At 59.7% G+C, this 14,957-nt stretch carries 18 protein-coding genes; 7 read left to right on the top strand and 11 right to left on the bottom strand.

Annotated elements, in window-relative coordinates:
- Positions 1 to 283: 283 nt before the first annotated feature.
- The 4 genes from J2Y48_RS13620 to J2Y48_RS13610 all read left to right on the top strand — a co-directional run bounded on the left by J2Y48_RS13620 (position 284) and on the right by J2Y48_RS13610 (position 4,035).
- Positions 284 to 1,900 (top strand): hypothetical protein, encoded by a 1,617-nt coding sequence (locus tag J2Y48_RS13620; RefSeq protein ID WP_310418677.1) that lies wholly within the window; start codon positions 284 to 286, stop codon positions 1,898 to 1,900.
- Complete coding sequence (locus J2Y48_RS13615; RefSeq protein WP_310418674.1) at positions 1,897 to 3,180, top strand: hypothetical protein; 1,284 nt, start codon at positions 1,897 to 1,899, stop codon at positions 3,178 to 3,180. The genes J2Y48_RS13620 and J2Y48_RS13615 overlap by 4 nt, the downstream gene beginning before the upstream one ends.
- A gap of 40 nt (positions 3,181 to 3,220) precedes the next feature.
- Positions 3,221 to 3,340, top strand: a complete 120-nt coding sequence (locus J2Y48_RS25385) for a phospholipase effector Tle1 domain-containing protein (protein ID WP_405030226.1) — start codon at positions 3,221 to 3,223, stop codon at positions 3,338 to 3,340.
- Between the two features lie 215 nt (positions 3,341 to 3,555).
- Entirely contained in the window at positions 3,556 to 4,035 is a 480-nt protein-coding gene (locus J2Y48_RS13610) for a hypothetical protein (protein WP_310418671.1), read from the top strand.
- A 96-nt stretch (positions 4,036 to 4,131) separates the two neighbouring features.
- Here the strand turns inward: J2Y48_RS13610 and J2Y48_RS13605 are convergent, their stop codons facing one another.
- The gene (locus tag J2Y48_RS13605) at positions 4,132 to 4,506 is read right to left on the bottom strand and encodes a hypothetical protein (protein WP_310418668.1); all 375 of its coding nucleotides are present in this window, start codon (positions 4,504 to 4,506) and stop codon (positions 4,132 to 4,134) included.
- Between the two features lie 71 nt (positions 4,507 to 4,577).
- On the opposite strand from J2Y48_RS13605, the gene J2Y48_RS13600 reads away from it, so the two are divergent.
- Both J2Y48_RS13600 and J2Y48_RS13595 read left to right on the top strand, forming a co-directional pair.
- Complete coding sequence (locus tag J2Y48_RS13600) at positions 4,578 to 4,724, top strand: hypothetical protein (RefSeq protein WP_310418664.1); 147 nt, start codon at positions 4,578 to 4,580, stop codon at positions 4,722 to 4,724.
- Positions 4,717 to 4,947 carry a PIN domain-containing protein gene (locus J2Y48_RS13595; protein ID WP_310418661.1) on the top strand — a complete coding sequence of 77 codons (231 nt, stop codon included), beginning with the start codon at positions 4,717 to 4,719 and terminating at the stop codon, positions 4,945 to 4,947. Before J2Y48_RS13600 ends, J2Y48_RS13595 begins: the two co-directional genes overlap by 8 nt.
- 12 nt (positions 4,948 to 4,959) lie before the next feature.
- Here J2Y48_RS13595 and ccoP read toward each other — a convergent pair whose 3' ends face one another.
- From ccoP to ccoN, 4 genes are read right to left on the bottom strand one after another with little or no spacing between them, the layout of a single operon-like run.
- The gene (gene ccoP / locus J2Y48_RS13590) at positions 4,960 to 5,838 is read right to left on the bottom strand and encodes a cytochrome-c oxidase, cbb3-type subunit III (RefSeq protein WP_310418659.1); all 879 of its coding nucleotides are present in this window, start codon (positions 5,836 to 5,838) and stop codon (positions 4,960 to 4,962) included.
- Between the two features lie 4 nt (positions 5,839 to 5,842).
- Entirely contained in the window at positions 5,843 to 5,995 is a 153-nt protein-coding gene (locus J2Y48_RS13585) for a cbb3-type cytochrome c oxidase subunit 3 (RefSeq protein WP_263813342.1), read from the bottom strand.
- Positions 5,996 to 6,007: 12 nt separating this feature from the next.
- Entirely contained in the window at positions 6,008 to 6,739 is a 732-nt protein-coding gene (gene ccoO / locus J2Y48_RS13580; protein ID WP_310418655.1) for a cytochrome-c oxidase, cbb3-type subunit II, read from the bottom strand.
- Between the two features lie 14 nt (positions 6,740 to 6,753).
- Positions 6,754 to 8,385: a cytochrome-c oxidase, cbb3-type subunit I gene (ccoN, locus tag J2Y48_RS13575; RefSeq protein WP_310418653.1), complete on the bottom strand. Its 1,632-nt coding sequence runs from the start codon at positions 8,383 to 8,385 to the stop codon at positions 6,754 to 6,756.
- A 101-nt stretch (positions 8,386 to 8,486) separates the two neighbouring features.
- Between ccoN and J2Y48_RS13570 the strand changes: the two genes are divergently transcribed.
- Positions 8,487 to 9,056 carry a hemerythrin domain-containing protein gene (locus J2Y48_RS13570; protein ID WP_310418650.1) on the top strand — a complete coding sequence of 190 codons (570 nt, stop codon included), beginning with the start codon at positions 8,487 to 8,489 and terminating at the stop codon, positions 9,054 to 9,056.
- A 22-nt stretch (positions 9,057 to 9,078) separates the two neighbouring features.
- Here the strand turns inward: J2Y48_RS13570 and J2Y48_RS13565 are convergent, their stop codons facing one another.
- From J2Y48_RS13565 to J2Y48_RS13540, 6 genes are all read right to left on the bottom strand, one after another.
- A complete protein-coding gene (locus tag J2Y48_RS13565) occupies positions 9,079 to 10,023 on the bottom strand; it encodes a lipid A biosynthesis lauroyl acyltransferase (RefSeq protein WP_310418647.1) in 945 nt (314 codons plus the stop codon).
- Positions 10,024 to 10,027: 4 nt separating this feature from the next.
- Positions 10,028 to 11,056: a zinc-binding dehydrogenase gene (locus tag J2Y48_RS13560; RefSeq protein WP_310418643.1), complete on the bottom strand. Its 1,029-nt coding sequence runs from the start codon at positions 11,054 to 11,056 to the stop codon at positions 10,028 to 10,030.
- A 306-nt stretch (positions 11,057 to 11,362) separates the two neighbouring features.
- Positions 11,363 to 12,649: a beta-ketoacyl-ACP synthase gene (locus J2Y48_RS13555; RefSeq protein ID WP_310418640.1), complete on the bottom strand. Its 1,287-nt coding sequence runs from the start codon at positions 12,647 to 12,649 to the stop codon at positions 11,363 to 11,365.
- A gap of 10 nt (positions 12,650 to 12,659) precedes the next feature.
- Positions 12,660 to 13,862 (bottom strand): beta-ketoacyl-ACP synthase, encoded by a 1,203-nt coding sequence (locus J2Y48_RS13550; protein WP_310418638.1) that lies wholly within the window; start codon positions 13,860 to 13,862, stop codon positions 12,660 to 12,662.
- Positions 13,863 to 13,865: 3 nt separating this feature from the next.
- Entirely contained in the window at positions 13,866 to 14,348 is a 483-nt protein-coding gene (locus J2Y48_RS13545; RefSeq protein WP_310418635.1) for a 3-hydroxyacyl-ACP dehydratase FabZ family protein, read from the bottom strand.
- Between the two features lie 120 nt (positions 14,349 to 14,468).
- Positions 14,469 to 14,747: an acyl carrier protein gene (locus J2Y48_RS13540; RefSeq protein ID WP_310418631.1), complete on the bottom strand. Its 279-nt coding sequence runs from the start codon at positions 14,745 to 14,747 to the stop codon at positions 14,469 to 14,471.
- Positions 14,748 to 14,957 lie beyond the last annotated feature (210 nt).

The following is a 14,957-nucleotide window of genomic DNA, read 5'->3' as shown; positions in this document are numbered from 1 at the left end:
TTCACATCGCGACCGCGCCTGATTTTGGGAAGGCTGCTTCTCGTCCTTCCGGCCGAACCCTGAGCGGATCAAATTTAGACGTCAGCGACAAATACTGCCCCGTTCTCCACGTATCGTTGCATTCTTGCTGTTTCCAAACATAGTACTGACATAACCAGGGGGACCATTTGATGCGTAACGTAGAGGAACTCGGCACAGCCTTCGGAGCACACGAAAGCTTTCTATTATCGCCCAAGATCCGTCTGTTACTGCCGAAGGTAAGATCGTCAGAGCATCAGTCGATTTGCCCGCCGAAGAACTTCTTCCCGGTCCTCGCGGCTACCGTGTCGCCGTTGTCGACTACGACGTTACTGCGAACGCACTTTATGCGCCGGCGGAGTTGCCGTCCGGCCTGGAAGGCGATTACCTCGACCCGTTCGACAAAGCGCCGGATTCGAAGCTTCTTTCAGATCCAAGATTTCATGCTCAAAACGCGTATGCGATTGCGATGCGAATTCTTGCGCGCTTCGAGTTTGCACTCGGCAGGCGCATCAAATGGGGCTGCGAAGGGCATCAGCTCAATATTCTACCGCATGCCTTCGCGGAACCGAACGCTTTCTATTCACGTGAAGATCGATCCCTCTTCTTTGGATATTTCGAAAGCCGGCCCGACAAAAATGGTGCGACCAGAACCATTTACTCCAGCCTATCTCACGATGTCGTTGCGCACGAAACGACCCATGCAATCTTAGACGGCCTGCGTGCCCGGTATCTCGAACCCTCTTCGCCTGATCAAGGTGCGTTTCATGAGGGCTTCTCGGATGTGATTGCCCTGCTTTCGGTTTTCTCCCTTCCGGATGTTGTTGCGGCTGTGCTTGACGGCAAGCCAAAGCATCAGCTTATCGATCAGAAACTTCTCACCAAAGCGCGGCTATTTCAGTCAGTCCTATTCGGCCTGGCCAAGGAAATGGGGCAGGAGCTAAGTGGGGTTCGCGGAAAATCCCTTCGACATTCGATCGAGCTCAAGCCTGGGACAAACTATATGGATGATCCGGAATACTTGGAGGTCCATGCCCGGGGCGAGCTTCTCCTTGCAGCGATGCTCAAGTCCTTCCTAGACATCTGGGTTAGTAGATTGAACCGCATCGGAACCATTGCTGACGGTAAGAAAGATCGTTCGCTTGTCGTGGAGGAAGGCGCTCGGGCAGCAGATCACTTGTTGACGATGGCAATCCGCGCAATCGACTATTGCCCGCCCGTAGATCTACTTTTTTCGGACTATTTGTCCGCGCTTCTCACTGTGGACCGCGAGGTCGTTCCCGACGACAAATACGGCTATCGAAGCGCGCTGCTGGCCAATTTTGGGGATTTCGGGATTAGGCCAAGCACTCACGCTGACGCGGATGGCAGCTGGCTCCGCTGTAACAAGGAAATGATTTACAGCCGGACGCATTTCGACTCGATGCTCCGAGACAGCGAGGAGGTTTTCCGTTTTGTTTGGGAAAATCGCAGATCGTTGGAAATTGGGGACATTGGCTACATTGAAGTGCAGTCGGTACGCCCCAGCGTTCGCATCGCGCCGGATGGTTTCGTTTTACGGGAGACGATTGCCGAACATGTCCAGATTCTAACGCTAAGAGTAGAAGAACTCGAAGAGGACTTCAATGTATCCCTTTCGGATGAGATGGAAGGTTGGCGTTCGGTACGAATTCTCGGCGGCGGCACGCTGATCTTCAACGAATACGGACAGCTCAAGTATCAAATAGCCAACCATCTTCTCAATAACGAAGCAGATGTCACCCGTCAGGGCCGACGACTGAAGTATCTATGGGAACAGGGGTTCTTCGACAAGCACGACCGCACCGGCAGTTTCGCTGCACTTCATCTTTCACGAAGCGGTGTGAAGGAGACTGTGCGATGACCCCCAGCCGAGTCACTATCCGCTCCTATCAGGTCGGCTTTGGCGACTACTTCCTCCTTAGTTTCCAATATGACGCGGAGGAGCGTCATGTATTAATCGACTTCGGCTCCACTGGATTGCCTGAGGGCGTGCCGAAAAACCAACTTGATCTCATAGCAAAGGATATTGCTGAGCGTTCAAACGGTAAGCTGACTGCGGTTGTGGCGACCCATCGACATAGGGATCATATCTCTGGCTTCGCCACGAGGAACAAGAAGACATCTTCAGGAAGTATCATCGCTGGCCTCACCCCTGAACTCGTGCTCCAACCATGGACCGAAGATCCCGATCTGTCGCCTGAGGCGACAGGGCCGCGACGCCGCGAACCGTCTCTGGCTGCGCATCACGTCTCTTCCCTTGCCGAGATGCAACTTGCAGCGGCTCAAGTTCTTTCGGAAGTTAGGCGCGTCCGCTATCTCTCCACAGATCTGCGGAACGAATTGTCGTTCATGGGAGAAAACAACCTCGCGAATCTTGACGCGATCAAGAACCTAATGACGATGGGAAAGAAGCGGGAGTACGCACATGCCCAGCAGCCAACGGCGCTGCAGGAACTCCTTCCCGGCGTAACAGTGGACGTGCTTGGTCCACCAACGGTAAATCAGTCCAACACAATCACAAAGCAGCGTAGCCGGGATGAGGATGAGTTCTGGCACCTCTTGGCGCATGCAGAAAAAGCTTTGGGACGGCCCAGAGGTGGCAAAGTCAAACCGCTGTTTCCAACATATCTCGCCCAGAAAAGTCGCGACCAATTCCCAATCGATGCAAGATGGCTGATTAACCAGGCAAAACGGCTGCGGACAGACCAGATGCTTCAGATCGTACGCATTCTGGACGAGGCCCTAAATAATACGAGCCTGATCCTGCTCTTTAAAACCGGCTCTAAGAGCCTACTTTTCCCGGGAGACGCCCAAATTGAAAACTGGTCGTATGCTCTTAATCAGGAAGACATCCGTGAGAAACTGAAAGCTGTCGATCTTTACAAGGTAGGCCATCATGGCAGCATGAATGCGACCCCAAAGTCGCTTTGGAGCCTGTTCGAAAACAAGTCGAAAGATGCCACCAGCCAAGGTAGGCTCCAAACATTGATGTCGACCATGGCACACAAGCACGGTTCAGAGGATCGAAAAACCGAGGTTCCTCGCCAACCACTGGTCCAGGCGCTCAATCGCGAGAGCACCCTCTTCTCCACGCAGGCCCTGAAAGCTGAGCTTTATCACGATACCATCATGGAGCTCTGACCTCCTATACACAATGTTCTTTCCATGAATTGGAGTTTGGATGCCAAAGAACCTAGTGGTCTGCTGTGACGGCACTGCCAATGAATTTGCAGATGATCGTACAAACGTTGCCGAGCTTTGTTACTGCTTGATCAAGAACGCCGACCGACAAGTCGTTTGAGAACGCCAAAGGCATCGTGCTGATCGTCGAACTCGACGCCCATCTGCACCCGGCATGGCAGATGCAAATCGTCGGACGCTTGAGGCGCGCTCTTCCTGGTGTCTCGCCCAGGCTACTACTGGCTTGCCGGAGATTGGAAGAACCTTTTGGTCTCGTGTCGCGATTGCAACGCGCCCCGGGCGCACCGGGAACCTGGCCAAGCGAAAGGGGGCTCTGTGGGGAAAGGCACCCAGTTTCCCCTGGCGGACGAAAGCAAGCGTGTCCGCAGCCACGATGACGACGTTGCGCTTGAGGAAGAGGTCCGCCTCCTGCTTCATCCTTGCATCGATGACCCTGAGGAGCAATTGACGTTCGACGAGCAAGGGCTCGTTCACCCTGCCATGCTGAAAGATGGGCCCAGCCAGAAAGGAAAGGCATCAATTAACGTCTATGCCTTGCAACGAAAGTTGCTGGTCGAGGAACGACTGACGGAAATCAACGCCCTTCGGACCAGCCTCATGCATCTTCAAAGCTATGTCAGAAATCACAACAATCTGGTCAGCATGCCTAACGATACCACGCTGCTTCGCCGGGACAACGCGGTCGATATTAAGAGATCCCTGCAGGCAATTGCCGACTTGATGCGGCCAAATACGGAGTTTGTGGCGCCAAGAGGAGCTACATCAGGGCCGCAAGTCATCGGGGAGACTTTGTAACGCTGTCCCAATTCGGCATCGACATCGCAAGATTTACGAAGCTATCGCGATAAACCTCTCATGAGCACAGCTGGGCTGATGGACCGAACCCTGATCCTAGATCAGCGAATGCAAAATGATGCTAGTCTCAACCCGCTTGTAAACAACCCGGCCCGGGAAGCCGTCGGGCCAATGCGGGGCTACTCCTATCAGATATTGCACAGCATCGAGACATGGCTCGAATTGACCGACAATGAGATTCTCGTTCTCGAAGGCGCGGAAGATCTGGACCGTATCGATGGCACTGGCGCCCTTGTCGAACAGGTGAAAGATACGTCCGGCTCTGGAAATCTGACCTTGCGGGCGAGCAGCGCCACCGCTGCGATTGGTAACTTCTGGCAGCATTGCTCTCGCAATCCGGAATCCGTCATCAGGTTTCGCTATTTGACGACATCCGGCGCCGGCCTGGAACGCGGCGAGGACCTGGCTCATCGAGGCACGGTATCGAAGCATGGGAAGACATTCGACGCGCGCCCACCGATGCGATATCGACCGCCGACGCTATGGCGATCAAGAGCTTTTTGGCGGGTCGCGAAGAACTGGCCGAACCATTCCGCGAGTTCTTGGCGACCGCCTCGGTCGAGGAGTTTATCTCGCGTGTTGTCCAGCCATTTCAATGGGTAACGAACCAGCCAGGAACCGATGGCTGAGGTCGAGGAAGCCAAGCTCATCGCATCAGAACTCACGATCGCGGAGTGCACGATCGCGCCGCATGACGTCATTGTTCAGGCCGCGGAGATAGCCGCGGAACTCAAGTTGAAGCTTCCCGATGCGATCCATGTCGCAACCGCAATCGTCGCGGGATGCGATGCCTTCCTCAGCAATGACCGGGGCATTCGCGCCCCGGCCGGGATCGAAATCCAGCATTTGTAACCGGACAGCAGGTTATTCCCCTCCACCCAGCGAGTGCACATAGACGGCCAGCTGCTTGACGGTGGGCTCGCCGAGACGTGCCACCCAGCCCGGCATCACGCCGTGCTTTGGTGCGCGGATCTGGTTGGCGATCGCCTCTTCGCCCTCCCCCTTCAGCCAGATGGCATCGGCAAGGTTGGGCGCGCCCATCTCGCGAATGCCCTTTGCATCCTCGCCATGGCAGGAAGCGCAATTGTCGGCAAAGAGCTGCTTGCCAGGCTCGACCATGCCGGTATCAGCCGGAGTTCCGGTGAGGCTGACCACATAGGCAGCCACCTGCTTGATCTCGCCCGTCTGCAGCATGTCGCCAAATGCGGGCATTTCGGAAACATGCGTGTCGGCGTCGCCTTCAAAACGGATGCCATGGGCGATCGTCTTGTAGATCTCGTCGGGGCTGCCGCCCCAGATCCAGTCATCGTCGTTCAGGTTGGGGAAGCCGGCCGAACCGGCAGCGCCGGACCCGTGGCACTGCACGCAGTTGACCTTGAACGCCGCAGCACCGCCGGCAATCGCGAACTGGGACAACTCCGGATCGGTGACAATGTCGTCGAGCGGGGTCGCAGCGATCCGATCCACGAATACCGTCTGCGCAGCCTTGGCCGCCTGCAACTCCTTCGCCACCTCGGCGCGGCTGGAATAGCCGAGCACGCCACGCGTCGCCTCCGTCAGCATCGGCCAGGCGGGATAGGCGATCATGTAGCCGACCCCCCAGACGATGGTCGCGTAGAATGTCCAGATCCACCAGCGCGGCATCGGGTTGTTCAGTTCGCGTATGCCGTCCCATTCATGGCCGGTGGTCTCGACGCCCGTGATGTCGTCGATGTGCTTTTCAGCCCCATGCTTGTCAGCCATGGTGTCAGTCCTCCTTGAGAGGGATTTGCGCGGCATTCTCTGCGGCCTTGCGTCCGCTGGGCCGGAAGGTGAACAGGATGACGCCGACGAAGAAGATCGTCATGGCGAGCAGACCCCAGACGTCGGCGAAGTGCCGCATGGCCGTGTAGGTTTCCATGGTTCGTCTCCCTTACCGGTAGCCGCTGGCATCGTCATAGGTGGAGAAGTCCACCAGCGTGCCGAGCATCTGCAGGTAGGCGACCAGCGCGTCCATCTCGGTGAGCTTCTGCGGGTCACCGTCGAAGTCGCCGATCTTGGCCTTCGGATAGCGCTCCAGGAGACCGGACGTATCCGCGTTCGGATCCGCCTGCGCCTTGAGGTCGGCCACCGCGTTCTCGAGCATCACATCATCGTAGGGAACACCGACGGCGCGGTTGGCCTTCAGGTTCATGGTGACATCGGTGATCTTCAGCGGCGTCTCCTTGAGGAAGGCGTAGCTCGGCATAACCGATTCCGGCACCACTGAACGCGGCTCGATCAGATGCTGCACGTGCCATTCGTTGGAGTAGCGGTCGCCGACGCGGGCCAGGTCCGGCCCGGTGCGCTTCGACCCCCACTGAAAGGAATGGTCGTACATGCTCTCGGCTGCGAGCGAGTAGTGCCCGTAGCGCTCGACTTCGTCGCGGAACGGCCGGATCATCTGGCTGTGGCAGACATAGCAGCCCTCCCGGACATAGATGTCACGGCCAGCGAGTTCCAGCGGCGAGTAAGGGCGCATGCCCTCAACCTTCTCGATCGTGTTGTCGAGATAGAAGAGCGGTGCGATTTCAACGATGCCGCCGACCGTGACCACGGCGAGCGATGCGACCAGCAGCAGCGTTGCGTTTCTCTCCAGTTTGGAGTGGTGGTTCAATACAGACATAGATCACACGCTCCTTATTCGGCAGGTTGCAGGGCCGCAGCCGGCCGGGTGCCCGCGGGGGCTTCGTTGCGCAGGCGCCCACGAATGGTCTGGTAAACGTTCCAGGCCATCACCAAGCCACCGGCCAGGTAGAGCACGCCGCCAAGTGTCCGGATGACATAGTAGGGGAACATTGCGAGCACGGTTTCCGCGAAGGAGTAAACGAGGAATCCCTGGTCATCATATTCGCGCCACATCAGACCCTGCTGGATGCCGGCAACCCACATCGCGGCGGCGTAGAGCACGATGCCGAGCGTGGCGAGCCAGAAGTGCCAGCTGACCATGTTGACCGAATAGAGCCGCTCGCGGTTCCACAGCTTCGGCGCCAGATAGTAGACGGCAGCGAACGAGATCATGCCGTTCCAGCCGAGCGCGCCCGCATGGACGTGACCGATGGTCCAGTCGGTATAGTGCGACAGCGAGTTGACGGCCTTGATCGACAGCATCGGACCCTCGAAGGTCGCCATGCCGTAGAAGGCGATGGCCGCGACCATCATGCGGATGATCGGATCGGTGCGGACCTTGTCCCATGCGCCCGAAAGGGTCATCAGGCCGTTGATCATGCCGCCCCAGGAAGGCATCCACAGGACGATCGAGAACACCATGCCGAGCGTCTGCGCCCAGTCGGGTACTGCCGTGTAGTGCAGGTGGTGCGGGCCGGCCCAGATGTAGAGGAAGATGATCGACCAGAAGTGCACGATGGACAGGCGGTAGGAATAGACCGGCCGCTCTGCCTGCTTCGGCACGAAATAGTACATCATCGCCAGGAAGGGGATGGTGAGGAAGAAGGCGACGGCATTGTGACCGTACCACCACTGCGTCACCGCGTCCTGCACGCCTGCGAAGGCGGAATAGCTCTTCACGCCGAGGAACGACACCGGAATCGCCAGGTTGTTGATGATGTGCAACATGGCAATGGTGACGATGAAGGAGAGGTAGAACCAGTTCGCCACATAGATATGCGGCTCCTTGCGCCTGATCACCGTGCCCAGGAAGACGATGAGATAGGCGACCCAGACGATGGTCAACCACAGGTCGACGTACCACTCCGGCTCCGCATACTCACGGCTCTGGGTGATGCCCAGCAGATAGCCGGTTGCGGCCATGACGATGAAAAGCTGATAGCCCCAGAACACGAACCAGCCGAGATTGCCGCCGAACAGGCGAGCGCGCGACGTGCGCTGGACGACGTAGAACGAGGTCGCGATCAGCGCGTTGCCGCCGAAGGCGAAAATCACCGCCGAGGTGTGCAGCGGGCGCAGGCGGCCAAAATTGAGCCAGGGCTCCAGATTGAGGTCCGGGAAGGCGAGCTGCGCAGCAATGAGGACACCGACCAGGAAGCCGACGACACCCCAGAGGACGGTGGCAATGACGCCATACTTGATCACTTCATCGAAGTAGGGACCTTCACCCTGCTTCGCGCCGTTTCCGGGCACGTGGTAGGGCGCGAAGGAAACCCGCCGGACCATGATGATGGTGCCGCCCAGAAGCACCGCGAAAAGCACCCACATGTGGGCCTGGAACAGATTGTCATGCGCGAAAGCCGTACCGAGCAACGCCAAGAACGTGCCCACGGCCAAAAGCGCGGTTTCAAAACCATATTTCATCGTTGGCATCCCCAACTCAACGTCGTTACGCACCGTGCGGGCTTCACCCGAATCCCTTTACGGCATCACAGCACTGCTGGCAGATACACGACGAGGCAGCCTTGATACAGATCAAGGCCGGGTGCCCTTTCCCGGAGCAAGAGTCAGTCTGGTTACATTTGGGAAGGGGAGCAGACGCCATGACGCTGGCACAACTGGAACAAGACAGAGTGGATAACCTTCTCTCCACCATGCCGCGCAACACCATATCGCTCGACTGGCTGGCAGGAGCTCACAGGGAACAGCTGTTGCTGTGTGACGCACTCGAAGAGATCGCCGATAGCCTCCCTGCCAACGTCAACCGGCAGAAATGCATCTATGCGGCGAAGGTTCTCGGTCCGTTGATCCACAACCTGCATCGCTACGAAGAACAGGTGATTTTCCCGCACCTGGTCGCGCAGGCCGGACACACCGGGGCGCTCGAGGCGACGTTGAACCGGCTGAAGTTCGAGCATTGCGAGGACGAGTGCTTCGCGGAGGAACTGATCGATACGCTGCTGAAACTTGGCAGCGGCGCCGACGACGTCAACGCCGAAGCGGCCGGCTACATGCTGCGCGGCTTCTTTGAAACGATTCGCCGCCACATCGCATTCGAGCGCGAACACCTGTTGGGCCGGTTGTGGCACTCTTGAGACCGTGACGGGACCTTCCCCGTCACGCCTTGACGTTTTTCAAGTCGTGCTTGATTTCCCAGCGGTCGTGATACCACAACCATTGACCGGGGTACTCGCGCACCCACTCTTCGACCTTGTCGTTCAATTTCTGCGCCGTCGCCTCAACGTCCACCGCGCCGTCGGGACGGCGCGGGATTTCCATGGCCGGCTCCAGTTCGAGGCGGAACCGGTTGCCCGGCAATCGGATGCAGCGGGCCGGAAAGACCTCGCAACCAAACTGGCGCACCAGTTTGGGCAGTAGCGGATTGGTGTGGACCGGGCGACCGAAAAAGGTCGTGGGAACCCCTTTCCTGTACTTCTGATCGACGAGGACGCCCACCGGATTGCCACTGTCGAGCTTACGCGCCAGCGTGAACGAAGAACCCGCATGCGACGGCACCAGATTGCCCATGCGCGCCCTGCGGAACTCGAACACCTTGTCGGCGACATAGGGATTGTTCGGCGGCCGGAACAGCACCGTTACGTCCAGCCCGAAGGCCGCGCCCGCGACCGGCAGCATCTCGAAATTGCCGGTGTGGCCGGTGAACACGATGAAGGGGCGCGGATTGTAGCGCAGGTCGACGAAGAGCGGGATGCCTGACACCTCGACGCGGCCGACCTCCAGATTGTAGGGGTCGAAATCGAAGAGCCGGTCGAGAAAGACGTACTCGGCGGCCATGCGGCCCATGTTTCCCCAGCTATCCAGTGCGATCGCATCGAGTTCGGCCTCGGATTTCTCCGGAAACGCGTTGCGCAAGTTCGTCATCATCAGCACGTGACGGCGCGTCTTCGGCCCGATCCAGCGCACGATACGGTCGGCGAAATTCATCGCCCCGTCGGCCGGAAAAAGCTTCATGAGGCTCAGGAGGCCGAAGACGAATTGGGCGACCAGCCACTGCTCGAAATTGCGCAGCGCCAGCACAATGCGGGTGATGACTTTACGCACGGGGTCAGTCCAGCCGCAGCACGATCTTGCCGAAGATCTGGCGTGATTCCATGCGTTCCAGCGCGGTGGCGATGCCATCAAAAGTGATTTCAGTGTCTATGACCGGATGAACGATGCCGCGGGCCATCTTCTGCATGGCGTTCGCCATGTTCTCCATCCGGCAACCGAACGAGCCGAGCAGCTTCAGCTGCTGCTGGAACAGCATCATCAGGTTCATGTCCGTCGACACGCCCGAGGTCGAGCCGCAGGTGACAAGTCGTCCGCCGCGCTTGAGGCAGAGCATCGAGCCAGCCCAGGTATCCTTGCCGACATGCTCGAAAACGACGTCGACGCCCTTCTTCTTGGTCAGCTTGCGCACCACGCCTTCGAAGCGGTCCTCGCGGTAGTTGATGACGTGATCGGCGCCCAGCGCCTTCGCCTTCTCGATCTTGTCGTTCGAGCCCACGGTGGTGATCACGGTGCAGCCGATCTTCTTGGCGAGCTGGATCGCCGCCGTGCCGATGCCCGATCCGCCGGCGTGGACAAGGATCGTTTCGCCGGATTCGAGCTTGGCATTGTCGAACAGCATGTGCTCGACCGTGCCGAAGGTGACGGGCGCGAGCGCTGCAGCCACCGCATCGATGCCGGGCGGTGCCGGCACCAGCTGGCGTGCCGGAATGTTGATCTTCTCCTGCGCGAACCCGTCCAGGTGGAAGCCGTGGACACCGCCGACGTGTTCGCAGAGGTTGTCACGTCCCTCGCGGCAGGGCTTGCACAGACCGCAGATGCGGGCGCCATAGACCGAAACGAGTTGGCCGGGCAGGACGTTTCCGACACCCGGACCGATCTGGTCGACGACGCCGGCAGCCTCGGCCCCGATTACAAGCGGCATCTTGCGCTTGGCAAACGCCATGCCGCGCCAGCCCCAGACGTCGATGTGGTTGAGGGCAACCGCCTTGACGCGAAGCGTTACCTCGCCCGGCGCTGGGGGCGGCGGCTCGGGGATGTCGGTCAGTTCGAGCTTGCGGTCGTCGAGAAGCTGCAGTGCGCGCATGTTTTTTGTCCTTCGCCACCAAGGCGGCATGGTGTTCGTCGGAGGCGGCGTGCCGACCCGTTATCGGGATGCACACCGCCGATGCATCGCTTCCCGAGAGGAAGGATGCGCTGCGTCTGGTCCGATGCTCTAGCGCATGGACAGAAAAACCGGAACCGCTTTCGCAGAAGATCCTGCGCAATTTCAGAATGTTCCCGGCATCCCGTGGCGCCAAGGAACATTCACGTGCGCGGGCCAGCGTGGTGTGGACCCCGAATATGGTCGGGGTCCCCTGCCCGTCTTCCTTGCCCGCCGGCCGCGTTGCCGTCAGGCCGGCTCGGCCGTCATGACCAGGCTGGCATTCTGCCCGCCGAAGCCGAAGGAATTCGAAAGCACGGCCGAAACCTGCTTGTCGCGCTTCACGTTCGGCACCACGTCGAGCACGATGCCCGGATCGGGGTTCTGGTAGTTGATCGTCGGCGGCAGCGTGCCGGTGAGCATGGTCTGGATCGAGAACACCGCCTCGATCGCGCCCGCCGCCGTCAGCGTATGACCGATCATCGACTTGTTCGACGAAACCGCGATCTTCGACAATCCCTCCCCGAACACGGTCGACATGGAGAGAAACTCCATCTTGTCGTTCTCGGGCGTCGAGGTGCCGTGCGCATTGATGTATCCGATCCCGTCCTCGGCAATTCCCGCATCTTCGAGGGCTGCACGGATGGTGGCGATCGCAGGTCCGCCATCCGGCGAGGAACGGGTGCGGTGGAAGTGATCGGCCTTTTCGCCGCAGCCCTTCAGGATGCCGAGCACGCGGGCACCGCGCGCGATAGCCGATTCCAGCGACTCCAGCACCAGTGTCGCCGCACCTTCGGCGATCACGAAGCCGTCGCGATCCTTGGTGAAGGGTTTCGATGCCTTCTCCGGCGGATCGTTCTGTGTCGAAAGAGCCGACAGCAAGGCAAAACGGATCAGGGCCTCGGCGGTTACAGATCCATCCGTGCCGACGGTCAATGCGCGTTCGGTGCGTCCCTGGCGAATTGCCTCCACACCGAGCTGGATCGCGGTGGCGCCGGACGCGCAGGCTGTCGAAAGCGTCACCGGCAAGCCGCGCGTGCCAAAGCGATCGGCGAGCCGCTCGGAGATCGCGCCGAAGAGCCAGGTCTCGTACAGAGCCGGATCGGGCTTCTCACGCAGAACCGACATGAACCGGTCATAGGCATCGCCCGGCTGCTGCATCGGCGGGGCGCGTTCGGCCAGCGCAAACCGCTGGCTCCATTCCGGCTCGATCGGCGGTGCAGCCAGAAACAGCGGCCCGCCGAAATCACCGGAAAGTCCCGCCTGAGCCAGCGCTTCCTCGGTCGTCTCGCGCGCGTAGAAATAGGAGCGTTCCACCGGATTTTCCGCCGGCAATTTGACGAAATCGACCGTGCCGGCGATGCGGGTGTTAAGCCCGTCCACCGGAAACCGGGTGATGCCGTGGATTCCGGACACGCCCCCGGAAAGGGCGGCCCAATTGTCCTTGAGCCCCTGGCCAAGCGAGGTGATCACCCCCATGCCGGTGACGGCGACGATCGGACGTCCAAGATGGTCCCTGTAGGCTGCCTTGCTCATGCGCCCGTTCTCACTTCTCTGCTCTCAGCACGGCGAGGCCCTCGCCACGCGTGTGGCCGACGGTCGTGACGATCGCCGTCGAGGCGGGTCCACTCATCGCCCGTTCCGCCGCAGGATCGAAAGGCGGAACCTTCGCCTCGCTCGAAACCGCAAGTGCGGCAAGTGCCAGCCCCAGCGGGAATTGCGTTTCCAGCGCGTGGCCGACCAGTCCGCTGTAACCCCGCACCGGTACGTCGGCGAAGCGGTGCGCGAGCCAGGTCTTTTCGCGACCGGTTACGTCGCGCAGGCCGGAAGCGCCGGAAAAGATGACCGTTGAATCGGCGTCTGCCGCGACGCCATCTGCCAGCAGATCAAGCCGGCGCTCCAGACGCCCGTCGTCGCGCAGGCCACGGTCACCGCCGATCGTCGTGATGGTGGCATAGATGCGTGCACCGCGCGCCTCGGCGTGCGCACGTGATTCCAGCACCAGGAACGCCCCGACCGATCCGATCATGATACCGCCGCCGGCATTCGGATCGCGCGACCAGAGCGGTGTCCAGGCCCCCGTCGCATGGGCACCGAGCGCCTCGTAGAGCAAAATGACATCCGCCCGCTCCGCGACAAACGCACCGCCGACCAGCGTATGCGTCGACTGCCCTGCCTGGATCCGGGCAAACGCGGTCTCGATCGCGCTGATGCCCGCCCCCTCCTCGCCCATGAAGGTCCGCGACGATCCCGTGACCTTGTGAACGATCGAGATGTTGCCCGCCATGAGGTTGGACAGCTGGGCAAGGAACAGAGTCGGGCGCAGTTCGGTGGTCAGCTTCTCATTCAGCAGCCGCTCGCGGTCATTGCGCTTCAGCCCCTCGTCGACGATCAGCGAGTCGACATTGATGTCACGCTCGCCGCCCCCGCAGGAAACGATCATATCCATCGTGCCGCAGGCCTCGACATCGTCCTTCAGTCCGGCATCGTCGAGCGCGAGACCCGCGGAAAAGACGCCAAGGCGCTGCCAGTTTTCCATCTGCCGCTGATCGCCGCGCTTGGCGATCTGCTGCGACCAGTCGATCTCCGGCAGAGGGTGCACCGGATAGGGCGCAAAGCGATCCGTTTCGATCCTCAGTTCCGGCAGGCTCTCGGAATTCAGGTGAGCGATGTGCGGCTCGACCCCGACACCTTGACAGGTAACGATTCCGATTCCGGTGATGACGACGTCGTTTGCAGCCTTCGTCATGCGTCAGTTCCTTTCGCCGCTGGCGGCAAGCGCTTCAAACAGCCCGAGTTCCTCGGCCCGCTTGCGCACTATATCGCCCAGAGGCACTTCGTTGAACGGCATGGTCCGCAGCTTGAGTTGCGCGTCACAGACCTTCTTGCCGTCGGATGTGATCTTGGCCTTCGTTACCGCAAAGCCGGACCCGTCATGTTCGAGAAAGGCCTCGATATCAAGGACGGCGTCGGGCTCGACAAAGGTCCGCATCTTCGCGCCGTCGACCGACATGAGAAAGGGCATGGCGGCAAAATCGGTCGCGGCGAGCACGAGAAAGCCTGAGGCCTGCGCCATCGTCTCGATCAAAAGCACGCCCGGAACGAGCGGCATGCCGGGAAAATGGCCTTCAAAGACCGGACTCTTCGCAGGCACGACGGAACGCGCCTTGAGCGTCGTGCGCTTGGCGTCCACCGACACCACGCGATCGATCATCTGGAAATATTCAAGCAGCATCGAGAACCCATACCTCCGGGCACCCCGGAAATCGAATGGACTGTCGGACATAACAGGCCATCCAGCCTGCTATCGGTAAGGAGCGGCACCTGGCGCGCCGCTTGTCAATTCGAAGGCGAATCAGGCTTTGGCAGCCCGCAGGTCGTCGATCTTGGCGCAAAGGTTCCGCAGGACGAAGTACTCTTCGGTCGCAACCTTGCCTTCATTGACGTCCTGCGTCCATTGCTCGAGCGGAATCTTGATGCCGAATTCCTTGTCGATCGCAAACACGATGTCGAGGAAATCGAGGCTGTCTATGCCGAGATCGTCGATCGTGTGGCTCTCCGGCTTGATCGTTTCACGATCGATCTCGCTGGTTTCCGCGATGATGTCGGCAACCTTGTCAAATGTAGCTGTCACGCCAGTACCTCATGATTTCTATGGTCGGGCGATCCTATAAGTAAATGCGGCGGAAATGCCAATGGGCAGATCCCACGCTGCAGCATTTTGGCAACAGCTCTGTTGCTTGAATCAGTTGAAGCCGCCCACAGCCTCCCGCGCCTAGTCCCAGAGCTTTGCAATGTTGCAAAATGCTGGCCAACTAAAACCCTGCATCTGATTCTGGTCAAG

Source organism: Mycoplana sp. BE70 (genome assembly GCF_031455855.1).
Classification (GTDB): Bacteria; Pseudomonadota; Alphaproteobacteria; order Rhizobiales; family Rhizobiaceae; genus Mycoplana.
This window is presented reverse-complemented; position numbering and strand designations above follow the sequence as displayed.

Excerpts from the sequence above, each read along its gene's own strand:
- J2Y48_RS13560 (WP_310418643.1), bottom strand. The coding sequence starts at position 11,056 with ATGCGCGCACTGCAGCTTCTCGACGACCGCAAGCTCGAACTGACCGAC.
- J2Y48_RS13585 (WP_263813342.1), bottom strand. The coding sequence starts at position 5,995 with ATGGAAACCTACACGGCCATGCGGCACTTCGCCGACGTCTGGGGTCTG.
- J2Y48_RS13615 (WP_310418674.1), top strand. The coding sequence starts at position 1,897 with ATGACCCCCAGCCGAGTCACTATCCGCTCCTATCAGGTCGGCTTTGGC.
- J2Y48_RS13600 (WP_310418664.1), top strand. The coding sequence starts at position 4,578 with ATGGCGATCAAGAGCTTTTTGGCGGGTCGCGAAGAACTGGCCGAACCA.
- ccoN (WP_310418653.1), bottom strand. The coding sequence starts at position 8,385 with ATGAAATATGGTTTTGAAACCGCGCTTTTGGCCGTGGGCACGTTCTTG.
- J2Y48_RS13545 (WP_310418635.1), bottom strand. The coding sequence starts at position 14,348 with ATGCTGCTTGAATATTTCCAGATGATCGATCGCGTGGTGTCGGTGGAC.
- ccoO (WP_310418655.1), bottom strand. The coding sequence starts at position 6,739 with ATGTCTGTATTGAACCACCACTCCAAACTGGAGAGAAACGCAACGCTG.
- J2Y48_RS13550 (WP_310418638.1), bottom strand. The coding sequence starts at position 13,862 with ATGACGAAGGCTGCAAACGACGTCGTCATCACCGGAATCGGAATCGTT.
- ccoP (WP_310418659.1), bottom strand. The coding sequence starts at position 5,838 with ATGGCTGACAAGCATGGGGCTGAAAAGCACATCGACGACATCACGGGC.
- J2Y48_RS13555 (WP_310418640.1), bottom strand. The coding sequence starts at position 12,649 with ATGAGCAAGGCAGCCTACAGGGACCATCTTGGACGTCCGATCGTCGCC.
- J2Y48_RS25385 (WP_405030226.1), top strand. The coding sequence starts at position 3,221 with ATGCCAAAGAACCTAGTGGTCTGCTGTGACGGCACTGCCAATGAATTT.
- J2Y48_RS13595 (WP_310418661.1), top strand. The coding sequence starts at position 4,717 with ATGGCTGAGGTCGAGGAAGCCAAGCTCATCGCATCAGAACTCACGATC.
- J2Y48_RS13605 (WP_310418668.1), bottom strand. The coding sequence starts at position 4,506 with ATGAGCCAGGTCCTCGCCGCGTTCCAGGCCGGCGCCGGATGTCGTCAA.